The organism is Mesorhizobium sp. WSM2561 (assembly GCF_000513915.1).
Classification (GTDB): domain Bacteria; phylum Pseudomonadota; class Alphaproteobacteria; order Rhizobiales; family Rhizobiaceae; genus Mesorhizobium; species Mesorhizobium muleiense.
In genome coordinates, this window is record NZ_AZUX01000005.1 from 21,753 (window position 1) to 40,429 (window position 18,677).

Below are 18,677 nucleotides of genomic sequence, written 5' to 3' on the forward strand. Positions count from 1 at the left end.
GAAGGAAGGGGCGCCAGTCCTAGCTGGCGCCCCGCGCGGTCCGGTGCTTGGGAGGGTATCACCTGCTGCGCTTTATTCCGATTCCCCAATCGCGGGTCACGTCCTAGCTTGTGGCGAGCTCCATGACGGCGACGTTGCTCGCTTCGCTGCGGTCGAGAATGCCGCGCTGGCGGCCACGGCTCAGCACCAGCACGCGATGCGACAGGCCGAGCACTTCCTCGAGATCGGAGCTCACCACCACCACCGCCATTCCGGAGCGGGCGAGGTCGGCGATGACATCGTAGATCGCGGCGCGAGCGCCGACATCGATGCCGCGTGTCGGCTCGTCCAGGATGAACACCTTGGGCGGCCGTGAAATCCATTTGGCGATAATCACCTTCTGCTGGTTGCCGCCGGAAAGCTTGCTGATCGCCTGGTTGGGCCGGCCCTTGACGCCGAGCCGGCCAATGCCGGCCTCGGCGAATTTCTGTACCGCCTTGGGAAATACCCAGCCATTCGGCGCGACATGGTCGAAATTGCCGATCGTCAGATTCTCGCCGATGGTCTGGTCGAGCACCACGCCTTGCGCCTTGCGGTCTTCCGGAACCAGCACGACGCCGGCCTTGATCGCCGCCGCCGGGCCATTGAGGTGCACCGGTTTGCCGGCGACACGCACCGACCCCGAGGAGATCGGATCGGCGCCGGCGATCGCCCGCACCAGCTCGGTGCGGCCGGCGCCGATCAGGCCGGCGATGCCAAGGATTTCGCCGGTTCGCACCGAGAAGCTGACATTCTGAAAGCTACGTTCCGGCGAGGACAGGTTCTCGACCTCGAGCAACGTCTCGCTGCCCGGCTCCGAGAGCGGCGGGAACATCCGCTCGACGCTGCGGCCGACCATCTGCTCGACTATCGCGCGCACCGGAATGTCGGCGCGCTCGTGGCGGGCGACGATGCGCCCGTCGCGCATCACCACCACTCGGTCGGCGATCTCAGCGATCTCGTCCAGCCGGTGGCTGATATAGATGAAGGACATGCCTTCCGCCTTGAGCTTGCGGATCTGCTTGAACAACAGCTCCGTTTCCTCGCTGCCAAGTGCTGCTGTCGGTTCGTCGAAGATCAGAAGCTCGGCATTGAGCGTCAACGCCTTGGCGATCTCGACCTGCTGCTGGGCGGCGATGCGCAGCGTGCGCACCTTGCGTTCCGGCGAGACATCGAGGCCGAGCCGCTTCAACTGCGCCGATGCCCGTGCATTCATTGCCGCGCGATCGATGCGGCCGCCGCGCATCAGCAGGCGACCGACATAGACGTTCTCGGCGACCGACAGATCCGGCAGCAGCTTCAGTTCCTGGTGGATCATTCCGACGCCGGCGTCGATGGCGGCGGCGGGAGAGGCGGGGGAATAGGGCTTCCCCCGCCATGTGATGGTGCCGGCATCGGATTTGGTCGACCCGGCGATGATGTTCGAAACGGTGGACTTGCCTGCGCCATTTTCGCCAAGCAGCGCCACGACCTCGCCCGGCCGCACCTCGAAGCTCGCATCAGCCAGCACCTGGACCGGTCCGTAGCTCTTGCAGAGGCCGCTGACGAAGAGCCCCAGATGCGGGGTCTGCGTGTGGCTGGGATCCAGGGACATCGTTCCGCTCGTTAACCGTCAGAAATGCTTGGGATCAGGGATGCCTGATATTATGGATGCTTGGCGATGAACTGATCGACATTGTCCTTGGTGGTCAGCGTCGCGTCCTGCAGCTGTTCTGCGGGAACGGTTTCGCCGGCCACCAGCTTGATCGCCGCATCGACGGAAAGCCGGCCCATGCCTTGTGTCTGCTGCGTCGCGGTTACGTCGAAAACGCCGCCCTTCAGAGCCTTGAGCGCCGCCACGTCGCCGTCGAAGCCGGCAACCCAGACCTTGTGGCCGGGATTGGCGACCTTGACCGCCTGCGCAGCACCGAGCGCCAGCGCGTCGGCCTGGCCGATGACGATCGATACGTCGGGATGGGACTGCAGCAGGTCCTGCGTCAGCTTGAAACCTTCGTCCTGATGCCAGCCTTCGCTCCATAGCTCGCCGACCACCTTGATGTCGGGATAGGCGCTCAGCGCTTCGCCACAGCCCTTCGACCGGTCGACCTCAGGCGTCGTGCCTTTCTGGCCGTGGATGATGATCAACTCGCCCTTGCCGCCGGCCTGCTTGGCGATGTAGTCGCACACCGCCTTGGCCGACGCCACGCTGTTGGTGGCGATGAAGGTGTCGCCGGGTGCGCCTTCGGCGTTGCGGTCGACATTGATGACCGGGATGCCGGCCGCCTTGGCCGTCTTGGTCGGCACGGTGGCGGCGGTGGCGCCGGCCGGGATGTAGATCAGCGCATCGATGTTCTGTGTGATCAGATCCTGCACCTGACTGACTTGGGTCGCCGAATCGCCCTTGGCGTCGACGGTGACAATTTCGATGCCCTTTTCCTTGCCGTAGGCTTCGACGGACTGCTTGATCTGGTTGAAGAAGTCGGCCTGCAGGTTGGCGACGGCAAGGCCAAGCTTCTTGGCCTCCTTGGCCGACGCGATCTCGGACAGTCCGAGCAGCGGAATGACGGCCGCGGCAGCAAGCAGCAATGAACGTTTGGTCAGCATGTGTTTCCTCCGTTGATGTTCAATCTGTCCCGCCGGCGCATCACGGCGCCCCTTGGCCGAACAACTCCCAGTTTCGGATCACCGATCCGTTTTCGCCCGGACATCCGGGTGAATCTCATTGCGCCCCGCTCTTCATTGCGCCCAATCTTCATTGCGCCCAATCTTCATTGCGCCCAGTCTTCATTGTGCTCTGCGCCGCCATGTATCCGTGGCCACCGCCAGCGCGATCACCACACCGATCACCACCTGCTGGACGAAGGGCGACACGCCGAGCAGGTTCAGCCCGTTGCGCAGCACGCCGATGATGAGCACGCCGATGGCGGTGCCGCCGATCGAGCCGATGCCGCCCGACAGGCTGGCGCCGCCGATCACCACCGCGGCGATCGTGTCCAGTTCGTAGCCGAAGCCGGAGCTCGGCTGGACGGAATCGAGCCGTGCCGCAAGCACGATGCCGGCGAGCCCGGCCAGCACGCCGCAGATTGCATAGACCCAGTTGGTCAGCGACTTGACCGGTATGCCGGACAGCCGCGCGACCTCAGCGCTGCCGCCGATCGCGTAGAGGCTGCGGCCGGTCGCGCGATAGTTCAGGAAGATTGCGAAGATGATGGCCAGCACGATCATCAAGCCGACGGTGACCGACAGGAAGCCGAAATGGCGGATAATCGACAGGCTGGTGAACCAGTCGGGAAAGCCGATGATCTGCGAGCCGTCGGTGATCATGTTGGCGAGACCGCGCGCCACCGACATCATGGCCAGCGTTGCGATGAAGGGCGGCAGTTTGGTGACGGTCACGAGCAGGCCTGAAACCAGCCCGCAAAGTCCAGCAACGACAAGCGCTGTGACGATGCCGGCGGGCATGCCGAGATTGAGATGGTCAGGATGGGCGACGAACCCCATCACCATGGCGGCGAGCGCCAGCACGGAGCCGACGGAAAGATCGATGCCGCCGATCAGGATGACCAGCGTCATGCCAATCGCCATGATGCCGAGCACGGTGACCTGGTCGAGCACGTTGAGGATGTTGCGGACGGTCAGGAACGTGTCGGTGGTCAGCGACAGCGCAAGGCACAGCAGCACCAGCCCGATCAGCGGTCCCAAGGTTCCGGCGAACAGGGCCGAAAGCTTCGCGCCCGCCGCGGCCTGCGCACCTGGGCCGGCCTTCAACTCGCTTGCACCGTTGCTCAGAGCCATCTTGTCTCCTCCATCAGCGATCCGGCGATGCGTCGTCGGCTCACTCTTGCTCACCAGGCACCTCCCTGTGAACAATTTATCTTTGATATGCAATTTTGTTCAGCTAAACTGTTCGTCGGAAAATTGTCAAGGCCCGCCGCATCATTCCACGCCGGTTTGCGCCGCCAGCCGGTTTGCCTTACGAAAGGGCATGAAATGCCGCGTTTCAGGTCCGCTCTCATCCTGCGACTTCGTTTCGGCTGCTTGAGCAGGCCGAGACGGCCAAGACAAAGTAAATGTTGACCATTTTGGCTTTCATCTCGCATTGTGGACGATATCCTGTCGATGTCTTAAACCTCGAATCCTGGGCACGCAGATCGATTTCGTGGCGCTTGGTCGGATACGCCATTTGAATGGCATTTAAGGATTCGGACGACCGCGGGAGGGCAAAAAGATGGCGATGATAGAGAATGACAAGGCCTCGCGCTTCCCAGATGCCGAGCTGAAGGCCCGTGCCGCATGGCACTATTATGTCGAGGGGCTGACGCAGGAGAGGATTTCGGAGATCCTCGGCATCGGCCGCATCAAGGTGCATCGCATCCTCTCCGCCGCGCGTGAGGAGGGCGTCGTCCAGTTCCGCATCCGCGACAGCGTCGTCGAATGCTTGGTGCTGGAAGAGGCCTTGAAGCAGCGTTTCGGGCTCAGCCAGGCCATTGTGGTGCCGTCGGCCGCTGACCGAAGCAATGCGCCGCTGATGATCGGCCATGCCGCGGGCGCCTATCTGGCCGACAATGTGAATGCCGGCGATGTCATCGCACTTGGCTGGGGGCGGACGCTGAAATTCGCCATCAATGAATTGCCGCGGCGGCCGATCGCCAGGACCACGGTGGTCTCCATGCTGGGCGGCCTCACCCATGCCCAGCCGCTCAACCCGACCGAGAGCGCCTGGGAATTCGCCGAAAAGATCGGCGCCGAGTGCTTCCTGCTGCCGGTACCGGTCTATGCCGACAGGCCGGAGCAGCGCGAAGCCTTCATGAGCCAGCGCAGCGTTCAGGACGTCGTCTTCCGCGCGCGCCGGGCAAACATCGCCGTGCTCAGCGTTGGATCATTTTCCAATGACAGTCCGATCGCCAATTACGGCTTCATCAAGCCCAGCGAACTCGAGGAGCTGCAGACGGCTGGCGCAGTTGGCGATATTTTATGCCATTTCATCGACGCCGACGGCCGGCTCGTCGACCATGAGGTCAACCGGCGGGTCTGCGCCTATCCGCTGCAGGACCTGTCGGACATCCCGGCCATCATCCTGGTCTCGGGAGGGCAGGAAAAAATCGCCATCATGCGGGCGGCGCTCGCCAACACCAGGATATCGGTTCTGATCACCGACGAAGACGCGGCCAAGGGCCTGCTCAACCGCTAAACCTGCCCGACTTCACCGAGCCGCACATGGGTCTCGCGCGTCGCCTGATAGAGGTCGCGGTAGATTGCCTTGCGCGCGCGGTAACCGGCGACCAGCCCGTCGACGGGGTCGACATGCCTGGTCGGCGGCGCGGCCATCGCCTCAGCCGCCGTTTCAGGCGAGGCAAACCATCCGATAGCGGAAGCCGCCAGCATGGCGGCGCCGAGCGCTGCGGCTTCGTTGACCGGCGAGACGGAGAGCGGCCGCTCGAGCACGCTTGCCATGATCCGCATCAGCAGGGCGCAGTTGGTGCCGCCGCCGGCGGCGATCATCGCCGCCGGTTTGCCGCCGGCCAGAGTTTCCGCCGCCTGCGTTTGCGCCGCTTGGGTTTCCGCCGCTTGAGTTTCCATTGCCTCGCTGGCGATCGCCTGCTCGAAGGCGATGCCTTCCAGAACCGCTCGAAAAAGGTGCTTCGGCTCATGGTCGAGCGACAGGCCGACAATGGCGCCGCGCGCCGCGCCGTCCCAATAGGGGCTCATCACACCGGCCCAATACGGCATGACAAGCAGGCCCTCGCTGCCGGCGGCAACGTCGACCGCTGCTTTCTCCAGGGCTGCAGCCGACGGCGAGCCGGTGGTGCGAACGATCCAGTCGACCAGTTGCATGCCCGAGCGCAGCACGGTCTCCAGCATGAAGCCCGAGCCGGTCGGCGAGACCAGCGTTCGAAACGCGTCCGAAGTCGTGATCCCATGGGAGTAACAGCCGCTGACGATGCCCGAGCCGAGCGAAAGATAGTTTTTGCCGTCGCCATAGACGCCCATGCCAAGGCCCATCGCCTGGCCGTCGCCGGCGCCAGCGACAACAGGCGTGCCGGCCTTCAACCCGATCAGCCGGGCCACGCTTTCGCCAAGCCCGCCGCAGATCGCGCCGGGCGCGACCAGTCGCGGCAACTGGTCCGGGCGCAGCCCCGCGGCCTCGACGAGCTGAGGGTGCCAAGTGCCATTCTTGACGTCGAGCAGCCCGAGCGGATCCGCACTTGCCGTGCTGGTGACCAGACGTCCGGTCAGCCGGTGGACGAAGAAGCCATGCACGTCGACGAGTGCGGCTGCGTCATCAAGCGTTTGCGGCTGGTGCTCGGCAAGCCAGGCGATCGCATAGAGCGCGGGCGTCGGGTCCGGCGGCTTGCCGCTCCAGTCGCGGATCGTCTCGCGACCGAGCTCCGCCGAAAGCCTGGCAACTTGCGGGCGCGCCCGCTCGTCCAGCCACAGGATCGCCGGAATAAGCGGCTTGCCGGCGTGGTCGATCAGCGTGAAGGTCTCGCGCTGGTGAGCGATGGCGATCGCCGCCACCCGCGCAGCGCCAACCGCCTCGGTGACCTGCTTCAAGGCGCCGAGCAGCGCGGTCCACCAATGTTCGGCATCCTGCTCGAAATGGCCGGGCCTGGGATTTGAAAGCGGATAGGCTTCGCGCGCCTGGAACAGCTCCTTGCCGTCGCGCGTGAAGGCAATCGCTTTCACGGCCGTAGTCGAAGCGTCGATCCCGATTACGACATCGTCCATCAGGCGGGAATCCAGCGGATCAGGCGGCGTTCGTAACGAACCGTCCGTCCGACTGGTCGAGACGACGGCGGATCTGGGTTATCACCATCGAATCGTCGGGTACACAATTTTCATAGGTAAGGAAATCGCCTGTCTTGACCGGCTTGACCACCTTGGCGCGTTCGGCGAGGCCGAGCGGCAGGGCGCCGCGGGCGCGCGCGTCCTCCCAGGTCATGGCGAAGCCGCGATAGTCGTTCTCGCCGATCATGCCGAGCGACTGGCCAGGGGCAAGCTCGCTCTTGGCAACGGCCACGGCTTCGGCGACCGGATGGTCGAGCGGCTCCATGTCGGCGCGCTTGTAGACGACGGCGCGCGCCGCCGACAGCGGCACTTCCAGGCTGGTCAAATGATAGGGGCGGAAGATCGTGAAATACGGGCCCTTGCCGACCTTGAGGTCGATCATGCGCTCCAGCACGCGCGGATGCCTGGTCTCGATGATGCAGAACACGCCGGGCGCCACGCCCTTGCCGATCGAATAGTCGACCACGCCCTTGCGGTGCAGCACGCCGCCATCCTCGCGCGGGCAAAGCACGCCGGCGAGTTCCTCCAGCGTCGCGGTCGGGCCGTGCATGCCCGGCACGTCGGGCACCAGGCCGGTGGCGTTGGCGATCGCCACCATCTCGATCGCCGTCTTCGAGCCGTCGACGAACTCGACCAGCATGCGCGCATTCATGTTGCGCTCGGCCGCCTCCTTCTCGTAGTCGGCCGGCATGGCGTCGATCCTCAGCGGATTGTTCTTGCCCTTGCCGGCGGCGATGATGTTGAAGCCGAGGCTCTTGGCAAAGCCGATGATCTCCAGCGTGCAGGCCGGCTCGTCGCCGGCCGCACCGGTATAGACGACGCCGGCCTTGCGCGCCTCTTCCTTGAGGAAGCGGCCGATGGTGATGTCGGCCTCGACGTTGAGCATGACGATGTGCTTGCCGCTCTTCATCACTTCGAGTGCGAACAGCGTGCCGATGTTGGGATTGCCTGTCGCGTCGATGATGACGTCGATGCGGCCGGCGGACGCCAGCGCATGCAAATCTTCGGTCACCGCGATCTTGCCGGCCTCGATGGCGCGGTCGATCGCCGCCGCATTGCCGGCCTGCACGATATCCGAGCGGTCGTGGCCGGCGAGCAGCGCCGCATCGATCGCCGCCTGCGGCCTGACCTCGGAAATGGCGCCGATCCGCATGCCCGGCATCAGCGCGACCTGGACGACGATGTCGGTGCCCATCTGCCCGGCGCCGGCAAGCCCGATGGTGATCGGTCCCTGCTGTTCAGCGCGCTGCAAAAGTTCCGCTGCAAATTGCGGATGGGCCATGTCGCTTCCTCCAGTTCCTGACGCGCCGCAGCGTCGAAGCCATCATTTTGAACATTCCTATTTCCAAATGAAAAATATTTCAACCGGCAATTCGGCAGCCATTCCCACAAACATTCTGCGATTTAATTTGTGCAAGCCTGGCTTGCGGCTTGGCAGCGCAGTCAGCTAGGGCGCAGAAGGCGGTGATCTCTTGGGATGCAGGCAGCGACGACCGTCACAGCCCTTCTCGCAAGCAAGCGAGTGCGACGAAAAAACTGATTCATGGCCGCTCAGCTGCCGCCGCGCCAATCGCCAACGACGAAGCCGCGCAACAGAGAGCGCCAGCCGGAATGCTGGCGCATGCCAGTCTATCAGCTGCCGACCTCGAAGAAGGGCGCGCCAAGCAGGTCGGGAACAACGTCGATGCCGAGGCCCGGCCCGTCCGGAATGCCCATGCGGCTTCCCGAAACCGGCGGCTTGTTCGATGCGGTGCGCACCGTCACCCATTCGTGGAAGGCAATGGCGTGCAGCCGGCGCTCCTCCGGCGTCGACAGCGACAGATGCGCCATGGCTGATGTGTCGATCTCGGCGCCGCCGGTGTCCTCGACGGTGATCATGAAGCCCAGGTCGACGGCAAGGTCGCGGATCTGCCGCGTCCTGGTCACGCCGCCGAGCCGCGAGATTTTCAGCGTCAGCCCGTCAGCCGCCCCCTTGCGGTGGATGTCGAGCATGTCGTCCAGCGAGGTGACGGATTCATCGAGCACCATCGGCTTGTCGAGCGAGCGGCGCACCGACATGCATTCGTCGATCGTGGTGCAGGGCTGCTCGAACGTGTAGTCGATGGCGCGCGTCGCGTCAGCGAACTGGCGCGCCTGATAGGGCGTCCAGCCGGCATTGGCGTCGCAGAAGATGACGGTGCCCCTCGGCACTGAAGCGGCGACCGCGGTGACGCGCTCGATGTCGTCATGGACGTTGCCGCCGACCTTGACCTGCAGCCGGTGAAACCCGTCCTTGACGATGCGCTTGGCCAGTGCGGCCATCGCCTCGACGGTGCCATGGGTGACGACCTTGTAGAGTTCCGCCGTCTCGCTCTCGCGCCCGCCGAGCAGCGTCACCAGCGGCACCTCGGCGGCGCGTGCCGCGAGATCCGAGCAGGCCATGTCGAGCGCCGACTTGATGTAGGGGTGGCCCTTGAACACCGTGTCCATCAGCCTGCCGATACTGACTAAGGCGCGAGGATCGTGGCCGAGCAGATGCGGCGCAATTTCGATGACGCCGGCGCGAGTGCCGGCCGAGAATGCCGGCGAGTAGAAATTGCCGAGCGGCGCCATCTCGCCCCAGCCGGTCAGCCCGCTGTCGGAGGTGATGGCGACGATCACCGCGTCGAACGCGGCGGCGACACGCCCCTTGGACATGCGGTAGGGCCCGTCCACAAAGGGCTGCACGACATGGTAGGCCTTGATGGTTTTGATCCGCAATTTTTCTGTCCGTCGCTGTAGCGCCCTGACGAAGCCGCCAACCGGCATCGTCCGCTGGGCTCAACTGCCGTCAGGCCGGTTGCGCGTCAGGCCGGCGCGATCGGCCTTGACGCCTCTGGAAACACACTGTTCGAGGCCGCGCGCATAGGCAAGCAATTCTTCGAAGCTGTGCCGATGTCGCCGGCCTTGTCGAACTGCTCAGCAAAACGGCGCCCTCGGCATAGCCGGGGGCGCCGCTGGACCGGGCCTGATGGGGGGTATCAGGTGGCAGGTTTCTGTGGCAGCGGCGAGACAGGCATTCCCGGGCCGATCTTCTGCAGATTGCCTGTTATCACCTGGTCGCCTTCCGCTACGCCGCTCGAGATCGCCACCAGGTCGCCGTTGGTCGGCCCCAGCGAAACAATGCGCTGGTCGACAGTATTGTCCTTGCCGACGACGTAGAGATACTTGCCGAGCTGGCTCGATCCCAATGCCGTCTGCGGCACCATCAGTGCATCTGGCTGCTGCTTGATATGCAGCCTGACACGAACATATTGGCCCGGCAGAAGCGTGAACTTGGCATTGCCGATCGTCGCGCGTGCGGTGATGGTGCCGGTCGAGCGATCGACCGTGTTGTCGATGAAGGTGAGCTGACCTCTCTGGCGCGGTTCCGTATCGCCGGGAAGCAGGACGTCGACATCGATGGGTCCCGTCGCGCGAGCTTCCTCGATCTGCGCCAGATCCGTTTCGCTCGGATTGAAGGTGACATAGATCGGGTCGAGCTGCACCAGCGTGTTGAGCACTGTGCCGGCGACGCTGACCAGCGTTCCGACCGAGGCCTGGTTGCGGCCGACGCGCCCGGCGAACGGCGCCTTGATTTCCGAATAGCTCAGATTGAGCTCGGCGGTCCGCACAGCCGCCTGGTTGACGGCGAGCGATGCTTGGGCCTCGCGCAAGCTGCTGGTGCGCTGGTCGAACGCATCCTTGGCGATGTATCCGCTCTTGGCCAGTTCGGTGCCGCGACCAAGGTTGGATTGTGCATAGTCGAGCGTTGCTTCGTCGCGCTGGACCTGAGCCTTCGCCTGTTCAAGGGCAGCCTGGAAATCCTCTGGAGCGATCTTGTAGAGAAGGTCGCCCTTCTTGACATCGCCGCCGTCGGGCGCGACCTGCTCCTGCAGATACCCCGGCACGCGCGCCTGCAGCGTGATGCTGCGGATCGGCTCGGTGCGAGCGGCATAGTCGAGATAGATCGGGATCGTCTTCTTGACGACGCTCACCACTGGCACCGGCATGACAAAAGCCGCGGGCTCGGGCGCCGCGGGCTCAGGCGTTGCCGCCCCTGCCGTGCCGGCGTTGAGGCCGAAATTACCCATGTCGAGCAAGTGGACGCTGGCTATCGAGACCGCCCCCACGGCAACAGCCGCTCCCAACGCAATTTTCCATTTACGCATGATCATTCTCCAATTCTATTCGGCCGCTTCGGCCAATCGCTCGAAAGCGGGTTCGGCAGTTGGTTCAGTCGGTTCGGCGACAGGCTCGCTCTTGCTGCCGCGCTCGCGCAGCTGCTCGATCACCGCGTAGAAGACCGGCACGAACACCAGCGACAGGATCGTCGCTGCGACCATGCCGCCAAAGACGGTGGTACCGATCGACTGGCGGCTGGCTGCACCGGCGCCTGTCGAGAACATCAGCGGCAGCACACCGAGGATGAACGCGAAGGCGGTCATCAGGATGGGCCGCAGCCGCAGGCGCGCCGCTTCCATTGCGGCGTCGACGATGCTGAGACCTTCCTCGCGCCGGCGCCGGGCAAACTCCACGATCAGAATAGCGTTCTTCGCCGCCAGCCCGATCAGCATGACGAAGCCTATCTGCGAATAGACGTCGATCTGCATGCCGCGCATCAACAGGGCGACAAACGCACCGAACAGGGCAAGCGGCACCGCGAGCAGGACCATGAACGGCATGGCCCAGCTCTCATATTGGGCGGCGAGGATCAGGAAGACGAAGACCATGGCGAGACCGAAGACGATCGAGGCGATCGATCCGGCCTTGAGCTCCTGATAGGTGATGCCCGTCCATTCGTAGCCGAAATCCTTCGGCAGCGCCGTGGCGGCGGCACGTTCCATCGCAGCGACCGCCTGGCCCGAGGAGAAGCCGGGTGCGGCACCGCCATTGATCAGGGCCGACGCATTGTTGTTGTAATGCGGGACGGTTTCCGGGCCGACGATAGGCACCAACTTGCCGAGCGTGCTCAACGGCACCATGCCGCCGGAGGCATTGCGCACATAGAGCCGCGAAATGTCGGCCGCACCCGCACGCGCATCCTTGTCGGCCTGGATCGTCACCCGGAAGGTGCGGCCGAACAGGTTGAAGTCGTTCACATAGAGCGAGCCGAGATAGATCTGCAGCGTGTTGAACACGTCGGGCAGGCTGAGGCCGAGCAGCTTCGCCTTGTTGCGATCGAGGTCGTAGTTGAACTGCGGCGTCGAGGTCGAGAACGACGAGAACAATTGCTGCGGGTTGAGCTCGGGCTGTTTGCGCGCTTCGGCCAGCACGGCTTGCGTCGCGTCGTTGAGCGCAGCGCTGCCGCGACCGGTCAGGTCCTCCACCTGGAATTCAAAGCCGCCGGTCGTGCCGATGCCCGGGATCGAAGGCGGATCGAAGCTTAGCGCGAACGCTTCCGGAAGTTCCATGAGCTTCGAGCGCACGTCGGCGACGAGCTTCGAGGCGCTCTGGTCAGGGCCGCGTTGGTCCCATGGCTTGAGGATGGCGAATTCCACCGCCGAGTTCGACTGGGCGGCACTGGTGAGGAAGTTCAAGCCGCTGATCGAGCCGACGATATCGACACCAGGCGTGTTCTGCAGGATGTCGCGTGCCTTCCGCGCCACCGCGTCGGTGCGTTCCAGCGACGCCCCATCCGGCAATTGGATGACCACGAAGAAATAGCCCTGGTCCTCGACCGGAAGGAAGGTCGAGGGCAGGCGCTGCCAGACGAAATAGGTGGCGACAAGCCCAGCCGCGAATATGCCGAGCATGATCCAGCGCAGGCGGATGAGGAAGCGCACACCATTGGCATAGGCATGCGACAGCCGATCGAAGCCCGTGTTGAACCAGCGGAACAGCACGAATTGCGTTGCCGGGCGGTGGCGCAGGAAAGCGGCGCTGAGCGCCGGGGTGAGCGTCAACGAGACGAAGGCGGAGATGCCGAAGGAGATCGCCACCGTCAGGGCAAACTGGTTGTAGAGCCGGCCGGAAACGCCGGGTATGAAGGCGACTGGCACGAACACGGCCATCAGCACGGCGGTCGTGGCGATGATCGGGCCGGTGACCTCGGCCATCGCCGCGCGCGTGGCAGCCAGCGGTTTGAGGCCGGCCTCCAGCTGGCGTTCGACATTCTCGACGACGACGATCGCGTCATCGACGACCAGGCCGATCGCCAGCACCATGCCGAGCAGGCTGAGCATGTTCAGCGAGAAGCCGAACATGTACATGACGACGAGCGTGGCCACCAGCGACACGGGAATCGCGATCGTCGGGATGATCGTGGTGCGCCAGCTCTGCAGGAAGATGAACACCACCGCGACAACCAGGACCAGCGCCTCGCCGAGCGTGACCAGCACGTCGTGCATCGACGCCGAAACGAAACGTGTCGTATCGTAATGCATGGCGTAGCTGACGCCCTTCGGGAAGCGGGCCGACAGTTCCTGCATCTTGTCCTTGACGCGCTGCTGCAGATCGAGGGCGTTCGAGCCTGGCATCTGGTAGACCGCGAGCACCACGGTCGGGTCCTCGCCGAAGAACGCCGACGACGAGTATTGCAGGGCGCCGAGTTCGATGCGCGCGACGTCGCGCAACCGCACCAGCGAACCGTTCGCGGCATCGGCGCGCACGATGATATCGCCGAATTCCTTGGGATCGCTCAGTCGGCCGACGGCATTGACCTGCATTTCGAAAGCGGTGCCGGCCGGCGCCGGCGACTGCCCGATCTTGCCGGCCGCGACCTGGACATTCTGCTCGGCAATGGCGTTTTGGACATCGACGGCGGTGATGCCGAGATTGGCGAGCTTGTCGGGATCGAGCCATACGCGCATCGAATAGCGCCGCTCGCCGAAGATCTGCACGTCGCCGACGCCGGGCAGGCGCTTCAGCGGGTCGACCACTTGCAGGTAGGCGAGGTTGCTGAGCGCGACCGGATCGACAGAGCCGTCGGGCGAGGTGAGGTTGACGATCAGGACGAAGTTCGGGTTCTGCTTCTTGATCGTCACGCCGCCCTGGTTGACGATGGCAGGCAGCGAGGACGCCGCCTGTGACACGCGGTTCTGGACGTCGACGGCGGCGGTGCTCAGGGGATAGCCGACCTCGAAGGTGACGGTGATCGTCGAGGAGCCGTCATTGGAGCTCGACGACGACATGTAGGTCATGCCTTGAACGCCGTTGATCTGCTGTTCGAGCGGCGTCGTGACGGTGTCGGCCACAACTTGCGCACTGGCGCCCGGATAGTTGGCGCTGACCACCACCTGAGGTGGCGTGATGTCGGGAAACTGCGAGACAGGCAGCAGGAAATAGCAGATCGTCCCGGCGAGCACCATGATGATGGCGATCGACGATGCGAAGATCGGACGGTGGATGAAGAAATTTACCATGACACGCACGCCTCGCCCGATGCTCTTGCCTGGCCAAAGGCCTTGGCCACCCTTGACAGCCGCCGGCTGCGGCTTTGCCCGGAATCTTCCAGGAAACGAGGCGGCGCCTTGCGGCCGCGGAGCTGCGCATCCGCAAGGGTACGCAGCATCGTCTCGAAAGCGTGCGGGTCGACACGGTCGGCTTTCATCAGCATCCGGATCATCGGATCCTTCACAACATCGTCGATCGTCAAATCTTTGCGCTGCGACATCGTAGCGGCTCCTGGCTTGGCGATCTGCGGCGTACGCCGCCGCAGACCGGGTGGTCTTCCTGTTCGCGGCCAAAGTCGCCTGGGGCGCAGTTTCATGCCTGGGCCGATTTGGCGGAGGCTGTTCACAGGCGCCTGCGAGATTGACACGAGGCAATGGGGGTGTTACCAGTAAGTAACATCTAGAAGTTACAGACCGGTAACACCCTAGTCAAGAGGTGTGCCGAGGGATTTTTCGGAAATCCCGGAAACCAAGGAGGTTTTGATGGAAGACGGCACTGCGGAACGCATCCGCCCTCGGGATCGCATCCTGGAGACGGCACGGGATATGTTCCACAAGCATGGCATCAAGGGCGTCGGCGTCGACGCGATCACTGAGGCCGCCGGTACCAACAAGATGACGCTCTACCGTCATTTCGAGTCCAAGGACGATCTGGTCATCGAGTGCCTGCGGGCGACCGCATGTAGCGCCAACGCGATGTGGCAAAAGTTCGAGGCGGAGCATCCGGGCGACAAGCTTGCGCAACTGCATGCCTGGGTCCGGATGGCAGCCGATTGCCTGATGATGGACGGCCGCGGTTGCGACATGGCCAACGCCGCCATCGAGTTGAGCGAGACCGACCATCCGGCCCGTCGGGTAATCAAGGAACTCAAGCAGGCTCAGCGCGACCGTCTGGTCGGCCTGTGTCGGGATGCCGGCATCGGCCAGGCAGAGCTTCTCGCCGATACATTGTCGCTGCTGCTTGAAGGCGCCCGTGTCAGCCTGCAAAGCGTCGGAGCCGAAGGCCCCAGCGCGCAGTTTGTCCGCATGGCGGAAGGCCTGATCACCTCGTTCAGGGCCAGATAGTCTCGCAAGCGGCGAAACGATCGGTGGCGTGTTCATTGCAAGCCGCGCCGCTTGCTGCTCTTTTTTCTTGGGATGTGCTGTCATCTCACGTCTCCGTTGCCGGTCTGTCGCCGCGCTCTTGCGCGCGGCGGTCGCTGCTGGTTGTGAGCAGGCTAGGTCCGATGGCGAATTGGTGAGAGTGACAAGTGTGGCGGGATTCCGATGGGACTGCGGCGCTGCCCGAACCAGCCGTTGGCGATTGCCGCCGCCTTGCCCGAGACCCCAGAACAAAAAAAGCCCGCTGCCGGGAGGAGGTGGCAGCGGGCTCGATTTCGAATACGGCACGGGAGGAGGTGCGCCGCACTCAGCGTCGGCATCGCATCTGGGAGGAGTAGATGGCCGACACCTGCAAAATTAGCGGTTGCCCAATGATTCGGCAATAGCAAAAGATGCATAGCAGATGTGCAGATTCGCGGTATCAACCGAATTTTAACCATCGCCGAGACCGACCGTGGCGCTTGCGCGGCATCACTGCACCGGGACGTTTTCCTTGAAGATAAGGCGCGGTTCGATGAATTTCCGCGTCAGATAAAGCGCCGAGGAAGCGATCGAGCCGAGCAGGCGAATGACCGATTGCTCGGCGATCAGTCGTGCATTCTGGTCGATGACGACATCGAGCAGATCGTCGACGAGATAGCCGCGTGTCGCCCTCGTCAGGTCGTGACAGATGAACACCGGCTTCCTTTGCGGCTTGGCTTCCAGCAGCGCTTTCGCCACGCCCGAGCGTCCGGCGCCGACGCAATAGATGCCGAGCAGTTCCGGCTCGTTGTGCAGCGCCTTCATCGTCGCAGTATAGCTGATATCAGGCTCGTCGTTGATCTCGACGGCGCTGGTCACCGTCAAATTGCGGAACTCCTCGCTGAGCACCGAGCGAAAGCCCATTTCGCGTTCTTCATGCCCGCGATAGGAGCGTGAGCCGACGATCATCGCCAGGTGGCCCGTGCGACCGCCCAGGAAACGTCCCATCAAAAGGGCTGCGGTGCGCCCGGCGACACGGTTGTCGATGCCGACATAGGCCGATCGCGGCGCGCCCGGAACGTCCGACACCAGCGTGACCAGGCGGATGCCGGCCTCGACGATCTCGCGCAGGATGTTGCGCGTTCTCGGGTGATCGATGGCGATGACGCCGACGCCGTTTGCCTTGAGCGAGAGGTTTTCGACGGCCGCCTGCAACGCGTTCGGCGAGATGCCGGCGAGCTTGTGGATCCGACAGGAGGCGACAAGTGGCAAGCGTGCGGCATAGTCCTCGATATGATTTGCAAGATCCATCATGAAGGCGTTGGAGCCGATCGGCAGGAAGAACTCGAGATGCGCCGGCCGCGAGGGCAGCGTGACCTGATCCACGACCGGCAAATAGCCAAGCTGCTTGGCCGCCTCCATCACCCGCTGCCGGTTGGCGGCGCTGGCACCCGGCCGGTTGTTCAGCACCCGGTCGACCGTCGCGGTCGACAGCCCGCAGGTTCTGGCGATGTCCGCAACGGTGGCTTTCATTGTCGCAGTCATAGGAGCCGATGTGATCCTGTACCAGAGATACGGCCAACCCGGCTTCCAACTGGCCACTCAGCCTTGTGGTTGCTTCCCCTGCACGATGGCGTCACGGATCTCCTTGTCGGACATGCCGGTGATGATCCGTTCGACTTCCGCGACGTTGGTGTTCTTCGGATCGATATCGTCGGCAACCACCTTGCCGCGGCGCATGACGACGATGCGGTCGACCACCTGGAAGACGTGGTGGATGTTGTGGGCGATGAAGATGCAGGAATGGCCCGAATCGCGGGCGCTGCGCACGAAGCTCAGCACACCTTGCGTCTCGGCGACGCCGAGATTGTTGGTCGGCTCGTCGAGGATGATGAGGTCGCTGTCGAAATGCATGGCGCGCGCGATCGCCACGGCCTGCCGCTCGCCGCCTGAGAGTGAGCCGATTGGTGTGGTCGGCGGGATGTCCTTCGAGATGCCGACCTGCTTGAGCAGATCGCGGGCAACCACGTTCATCGCCTCCTGGTCCATACGGTTGAGGAAACGCGGCGGCTTGATCGGCTCGCGCCCGAGGAACAGGTTGCGCGCGATCGACAATTGCGTGACCAGTGCGGAGTCCTGGTAGATCGTCTCGATGCCGTGCGCGATGGCGTCGCTGGTGCTGCGCAAGTCCACCTTCTTGCCGCGGATGAAGATGTCGCCGCTGGTCAGCGGGACCGCACCCGACAAGACCTTGATCAGCGTCGACTTGCCGGCGCCATTGTCGCCGAGCAGGCCGACGATCTCCCTTTCGTTGACATGGAAATTGGCGTCCACGAGCGCTTGCACGCGCCCGTAGGACTTGCGGATGTTTTCCATGCGGACAAGCGGTTCAGCCATGGTTCAAGTCCCCGCCTGATGCCGGCGTTCCAGCCATGAGTGGAGCGCCATCATGCCGAGGATGATCGCGCCGATGAAGATGTTGTAGGCAAGCCCAGGCACGCCGATCAGCACGATGCCGTTGCGCATCACGCGTAGGATCAGGATGCCGAGCACGGTACCGATGATGGTGCCACGTCCGCCGGTCAGCGCCGTGCCGCCGATCACCACCATGGCGATGACTTCCAGCTCGTAGCCAGTGCCGCTGTTCGGGTTGGCCGCGGAAGTGCGCAGCGAGCTGATGACGCCGGCAAGCGAAGCCATGATCGACGACAGGATGAACAGGCCGATCTTGACGCCGCTGACATTGACGCCGCGCGCCCTTGCCGCATTGGGGTTGCCGCCGGCCGCCTGGATCCAGTTGCCGGTCCGGCTCTGCGTCAGCACGTAGCCAAGTGCGATCGCGGCTGCGATGAACCAGAACAGCGACATGTAGATGCGGAACGGTCCGATGAAGAAATCGCCGACCAGCGCCTCGGCGAGCCAGCTGCCTTCGGCGCTCCAGGTGCGTTGCGGAAATCCGCTGGTGACGAACAGAGCGGTGCCGCGCACCACCAGCAGCATGCCGAGCGTCACCAGGAAGGACGGTATCTTGAGTTGCGTCACGAACCAGCCATTGACCAGCCCGATGAAGGCGGCAACCAGCAAGGCCACGACGAAGCCGGCCTCCAGCGAGGTGAGGCCGCTGTTGAAGAGCGTCCACATCAAGACGGGCGAGAAACCGAACAGCGATCCGACCGAGAGGTCGAATTCGCCTGAAGTCATCAACAGCGTCATCGCCAGCGCGATCAGGCCGAGCTCGACCGTGAAGGCCAGTATGTTGCTGATGTTCTGCGGCGACAGGAAGTCGTGGTTGAACCCCCAGAACACCGCGAGCTCGACGACAAGCAGCACGAAGGGCCCGAATTCCGGCCTGGCGATCGAGCGTTGGATGATGGAACTGTTTTCCACGTTGGACCCGCGACATGGTTGGAACTGGCCAAGCCCGGCGCCGCATAAGGC

The 18,677-nt window shown here is 63.8% G+C and carries 14 protein-coding genes; 2 read left to right on the forward strand and 12 right to left on the reverse strand.

Annotated elements, in window-relative coordinates; translation table 11 throughout:
• Positions 1 to 103: 103 nt before the first annotated feature.
• The 3 genes from M727_RS0108035 to M727_RS0108045 all read right to left on the reverse strand — a co-directional run bounded on the left by M727_RS0108035 (position 104) and on the right by M727_RS0108045 (position 3,792).
• Entirely contained in the window at positions 104 to 1,612 is a 1,509-nt protein-coding gene (locus M727_RS0108035; protein WP_027152243.1) for a sugar ABC transporter ATP-binding protein, read from the reverse strand.
• A gap of 50 nt (positions 1,613 to 1,662) precedes the next feature.
• The gene (locus M727_RS0108040; RefSeq protein WP_027152244.1) at positions 1,663 to 2,601 is read right to left on the reverse strand and encodes a sugar ABC transporter substrate-binding protein; all 939 of its coding nucleotides are present in this window, start codon (positions 2,599 to 2,601) and stop codon (positions 1,663 to 1,665) included.
• A gap of 180 nt (positions 2,602 to 2,781) precedes the next feature.
• Positions 2,782 to 3,792 (reverse strand): ABC transporter permease, encoded by a 1,011-nt coding sequence (locus tag M727_RS0108045; RefSeq protein WP_027152245.1) that lies wholly within the window; start codon positions 3,790 to 3,792, stop codon positions 2,782 to 2,784.
• Positions 3,793 to 4,225: 433 nt separating this feature from the next.
• Between M727_RS0108045 and M727_RS0108055 the strand changes: the two genes are divergently transcribed.
• On the forward strand, positions 4,226 to 5,188 hold the full coding sequence (locus tag M727_RS0108055) for a sugar-binding transcriptional regulator (protein ID WP_027152246.1): 963 nt from the start codon (positions 4,226 to 4,228) through the stop codon (positions 5,186 to 5,188).
• Here the strand turns inward: M727_RS0108055 and M727_RS0108060 are convergent.
• The 6 genes from M727_RS0108060 to M727_RS0108090 form a co-directional block, all read right to left on the reverse strand.
• Positions 5,185 to 6,726, reverse strand: a complete 1,542-nt coding sequence (locus M727_RS0108060; RefSeq protein WP_027152247.1) for an FGGY family carbohydrate kinase — start codon at positions 6,724 to 6,726, stop codon at positions 5,185 to 5,187. The two genes, M727_RS0108055 and M727_RS0108060, sit on opposite strands and share 4 nt — an antisense overlap.
• A 19-nt stretch (positions 6,727 to 6,745) precedes the next feature.
• Positions 6,746 to 8,068, reverse strand: coding sequence for a homoserine dehydrogenase (locus M727_RS0108065; protein WP_027152248.1), 1,323 nt, complete (start codon positions 8,066 to 8,068; stop codon positions 6,746 to 6,748).
• A gap of 350 nt (positions 8,069 to 8,418) precedes the next feature.
• On the reverse strand, positions 8,419 to 9,525 hold the full coding sequence (locus tag M727_RS0108070; RefSeq protein WP_027152249.1) for a mandelate racemase/muconate lactonizing enzyme family protein: 1,107 nt from the start codon (positions 9,523 to 9,525) through the stop codon (positions 8,419 to 8,421).
• A 260-nt stretch (positions 9,526 to 9,785) separates the two neighbouring features.
• Positions 9,786 to 10,955: an efflux RND transporter periplasmic adaptor subunit gene (locus M727_RS0108080; protein WP_027152250.1), complete on the reverse strand. Its 1,170-nt coding sequence runs from the start codon at positions 10,953 to 10,955 to the stop codon at positions 9,786 to 9,788.
• A 15-nt stretch (positions 10,956 to 10,970) separates the two neighbouring features.
• Positions 10,971 to 14,147, reverse strand: a complete 3,177-nt coding sequence (locus M727_RS0108085; RefSeq protein WP_027152251.1) for a multidrug efflux RND transporter permease subunit — start codon at positions 14,145 to 14,147, stop codon at positions 10,971 to 10,973.
• Positions 14,141 to 14,398: a hypothetical protein gene (locus M727_RS0108090; RefSeq protein WP_027152252.1), complete on the reverse strand. Its 258-nt coding sequence runs from the start codon at positions 14,396 to 14,398 to the stop codon at positions 14,141 to 14,143. The genes M727_RS0108085 and M727_RS0108090 overlap by 7 nt, the downstream gene beginning before the upstream one ends.
• A gap of 262 nt (positions 14,399 to 14,660) precedes the next feature.
• Here M727_RS0108090 and M727_RS0108095 point away from each other — a divergent pair, with 262 nt between their 5' ends.
• Entirely contained in the window at positions 14,661 to 15,242 is a 582-nt protein-coding gene (locus M727_RS0108095) for a TetR/AcrR family transcriptional regulator (protein WP_023799451.1), read from the forward strand.
• Positions 15,243 to 15,749: 507 nt separating this feature from the next.
• Here the strand turns inward: M727_RS0108095 and M727_RS0108100 are convergent.
• The 3 genes from M727_RS0108100 to M727_RS0108110 form a co-directional block, all read right to left on the reverse strand.
• Complete coding sequence (locus tag M727_RS0108100) at positions 15,750 to 16,772, reverse strand: LacI family DNA-binding transcriptional regulator (protein WP_027152253.1); 1,023 nt, start codon at positions 16,770 to 16,772, stop codon at positions 15,750 to 15,752.
• Positions 16,773 to 16,841: 69 nt separating this feature from the next.
• Complete coding sequence (locus M727_RS0108105) at positions 16,842 to 17,636, reverse strand: ATP-binding cassette domain-containing protein (protein WP_027152254.1); 795 nt, start codon at positions 17,634 to 17,636, stop codon at positions 16,842 to 16,844.
• Positions 17,637 to 17,639: 3 nt separating this feature from the next.
• On the reverse strand, positions 17,640 to 18,626 hold the full coding sequence (locus M727_RS0108110) for an ABC transporter permease (RefSeq protein ID WP_027152255.1): 987 nt from the start codon (positions 18,624 to 18,626) through the stop codon (positions 17,640 to 17,642).
• Positions 18,627 to 18,677: the final 51 nt, after the last annotated feature.

Excerpts from the sequence above, each read along its gene's own strand:
- M727_RS0108035 (WP_027152243.1), bottom strand. The coding sequence starts at position 1,612 with ATGTCCCTGGATCCCAGCCACACGCAGACCCCGCATCTGGGGCTCTTC.
- M727_RS0108065 (WP_027152248.1), bottom strand. The coding sequence starts at position 8,068 with ATGGCCCATCCGCAATTTGCAGCGGAACTTTTGCAGCGCGCTGAACAG.
- M727_RS0108060 (WP_027152247.1), bottom strand. The coding sequence starts at position 6,726 with ATGGACGATGTCGTAATCGGGATCGACGCTTCGACTACGGCCGTGAAA.
- M727_RS0108045 (WP_027152245.1), bottom strand. The coding sequence starts at position 3,792 with ATGGCTCTGAGCAACGGTGCAAGCGAGTTGAAGGCCGGCCCAGGTGCG.
- M727_RS0108090 (WP_027152252.1), bottom strand. The coding sequence starts at position 14,398 with ATGTCGCAGCGCAAAGATTTGACGATCGACGATGTTGTGAAGGATCCG.
- M727_RS0108105 (WP_027152254.1), bottom strand. The coding sequence starts at position 17,636 with ATGGCTGAACCGCTTGTCCGCATGGAAAACATCCGCAAGTCCTACGGG.
- M727_RS0108095 (WP_023799451.1), top strand. The coding sequence starts at position 14,661 with ATGGAAGACGGCACTGCGGAACGCATCCGCCCTCGGGATCGCATCCTG.
- M727_RS0108055 (WP_027152246.1), top strand. The coding sequence starts at position 4,226 with ATGGCGATGATAGAGAATGACAAGGCCTCGCGCTTCCCAGATGCCGAG.
- M727_RS0108080 (WP_027152250.1), bottom strand. The coding sequence starts at position 10,955 with ATGCGTAAATGGAAAATTGCGTTGGGAGCGGCTGTTGCCGTGGGGGCG.
- M727_RS0108040 (WP_027152244.1), bottom strand. The coding sequence starts at position 2,601 with ATGCTGACCAAACGTTCATTGCTGCTTGCTGCCGCGGCCGTCATTCCG.
- M727_RS0108085 (WP_027152251.1), bottom strand. The coding sequence starts at position 14,147 with ATGGTAAATTTCTTCATCCACCGTCCGATCTTCGCATCGTCGATCGCC.
- M727_RS0108100 (WP_027152253.1), bottom strand. The coding sequence starts at position 16,772 with ATGAAAGCCACCGTTGCGGACATCGCCAGAACCTGCGGGCTGTCGACC.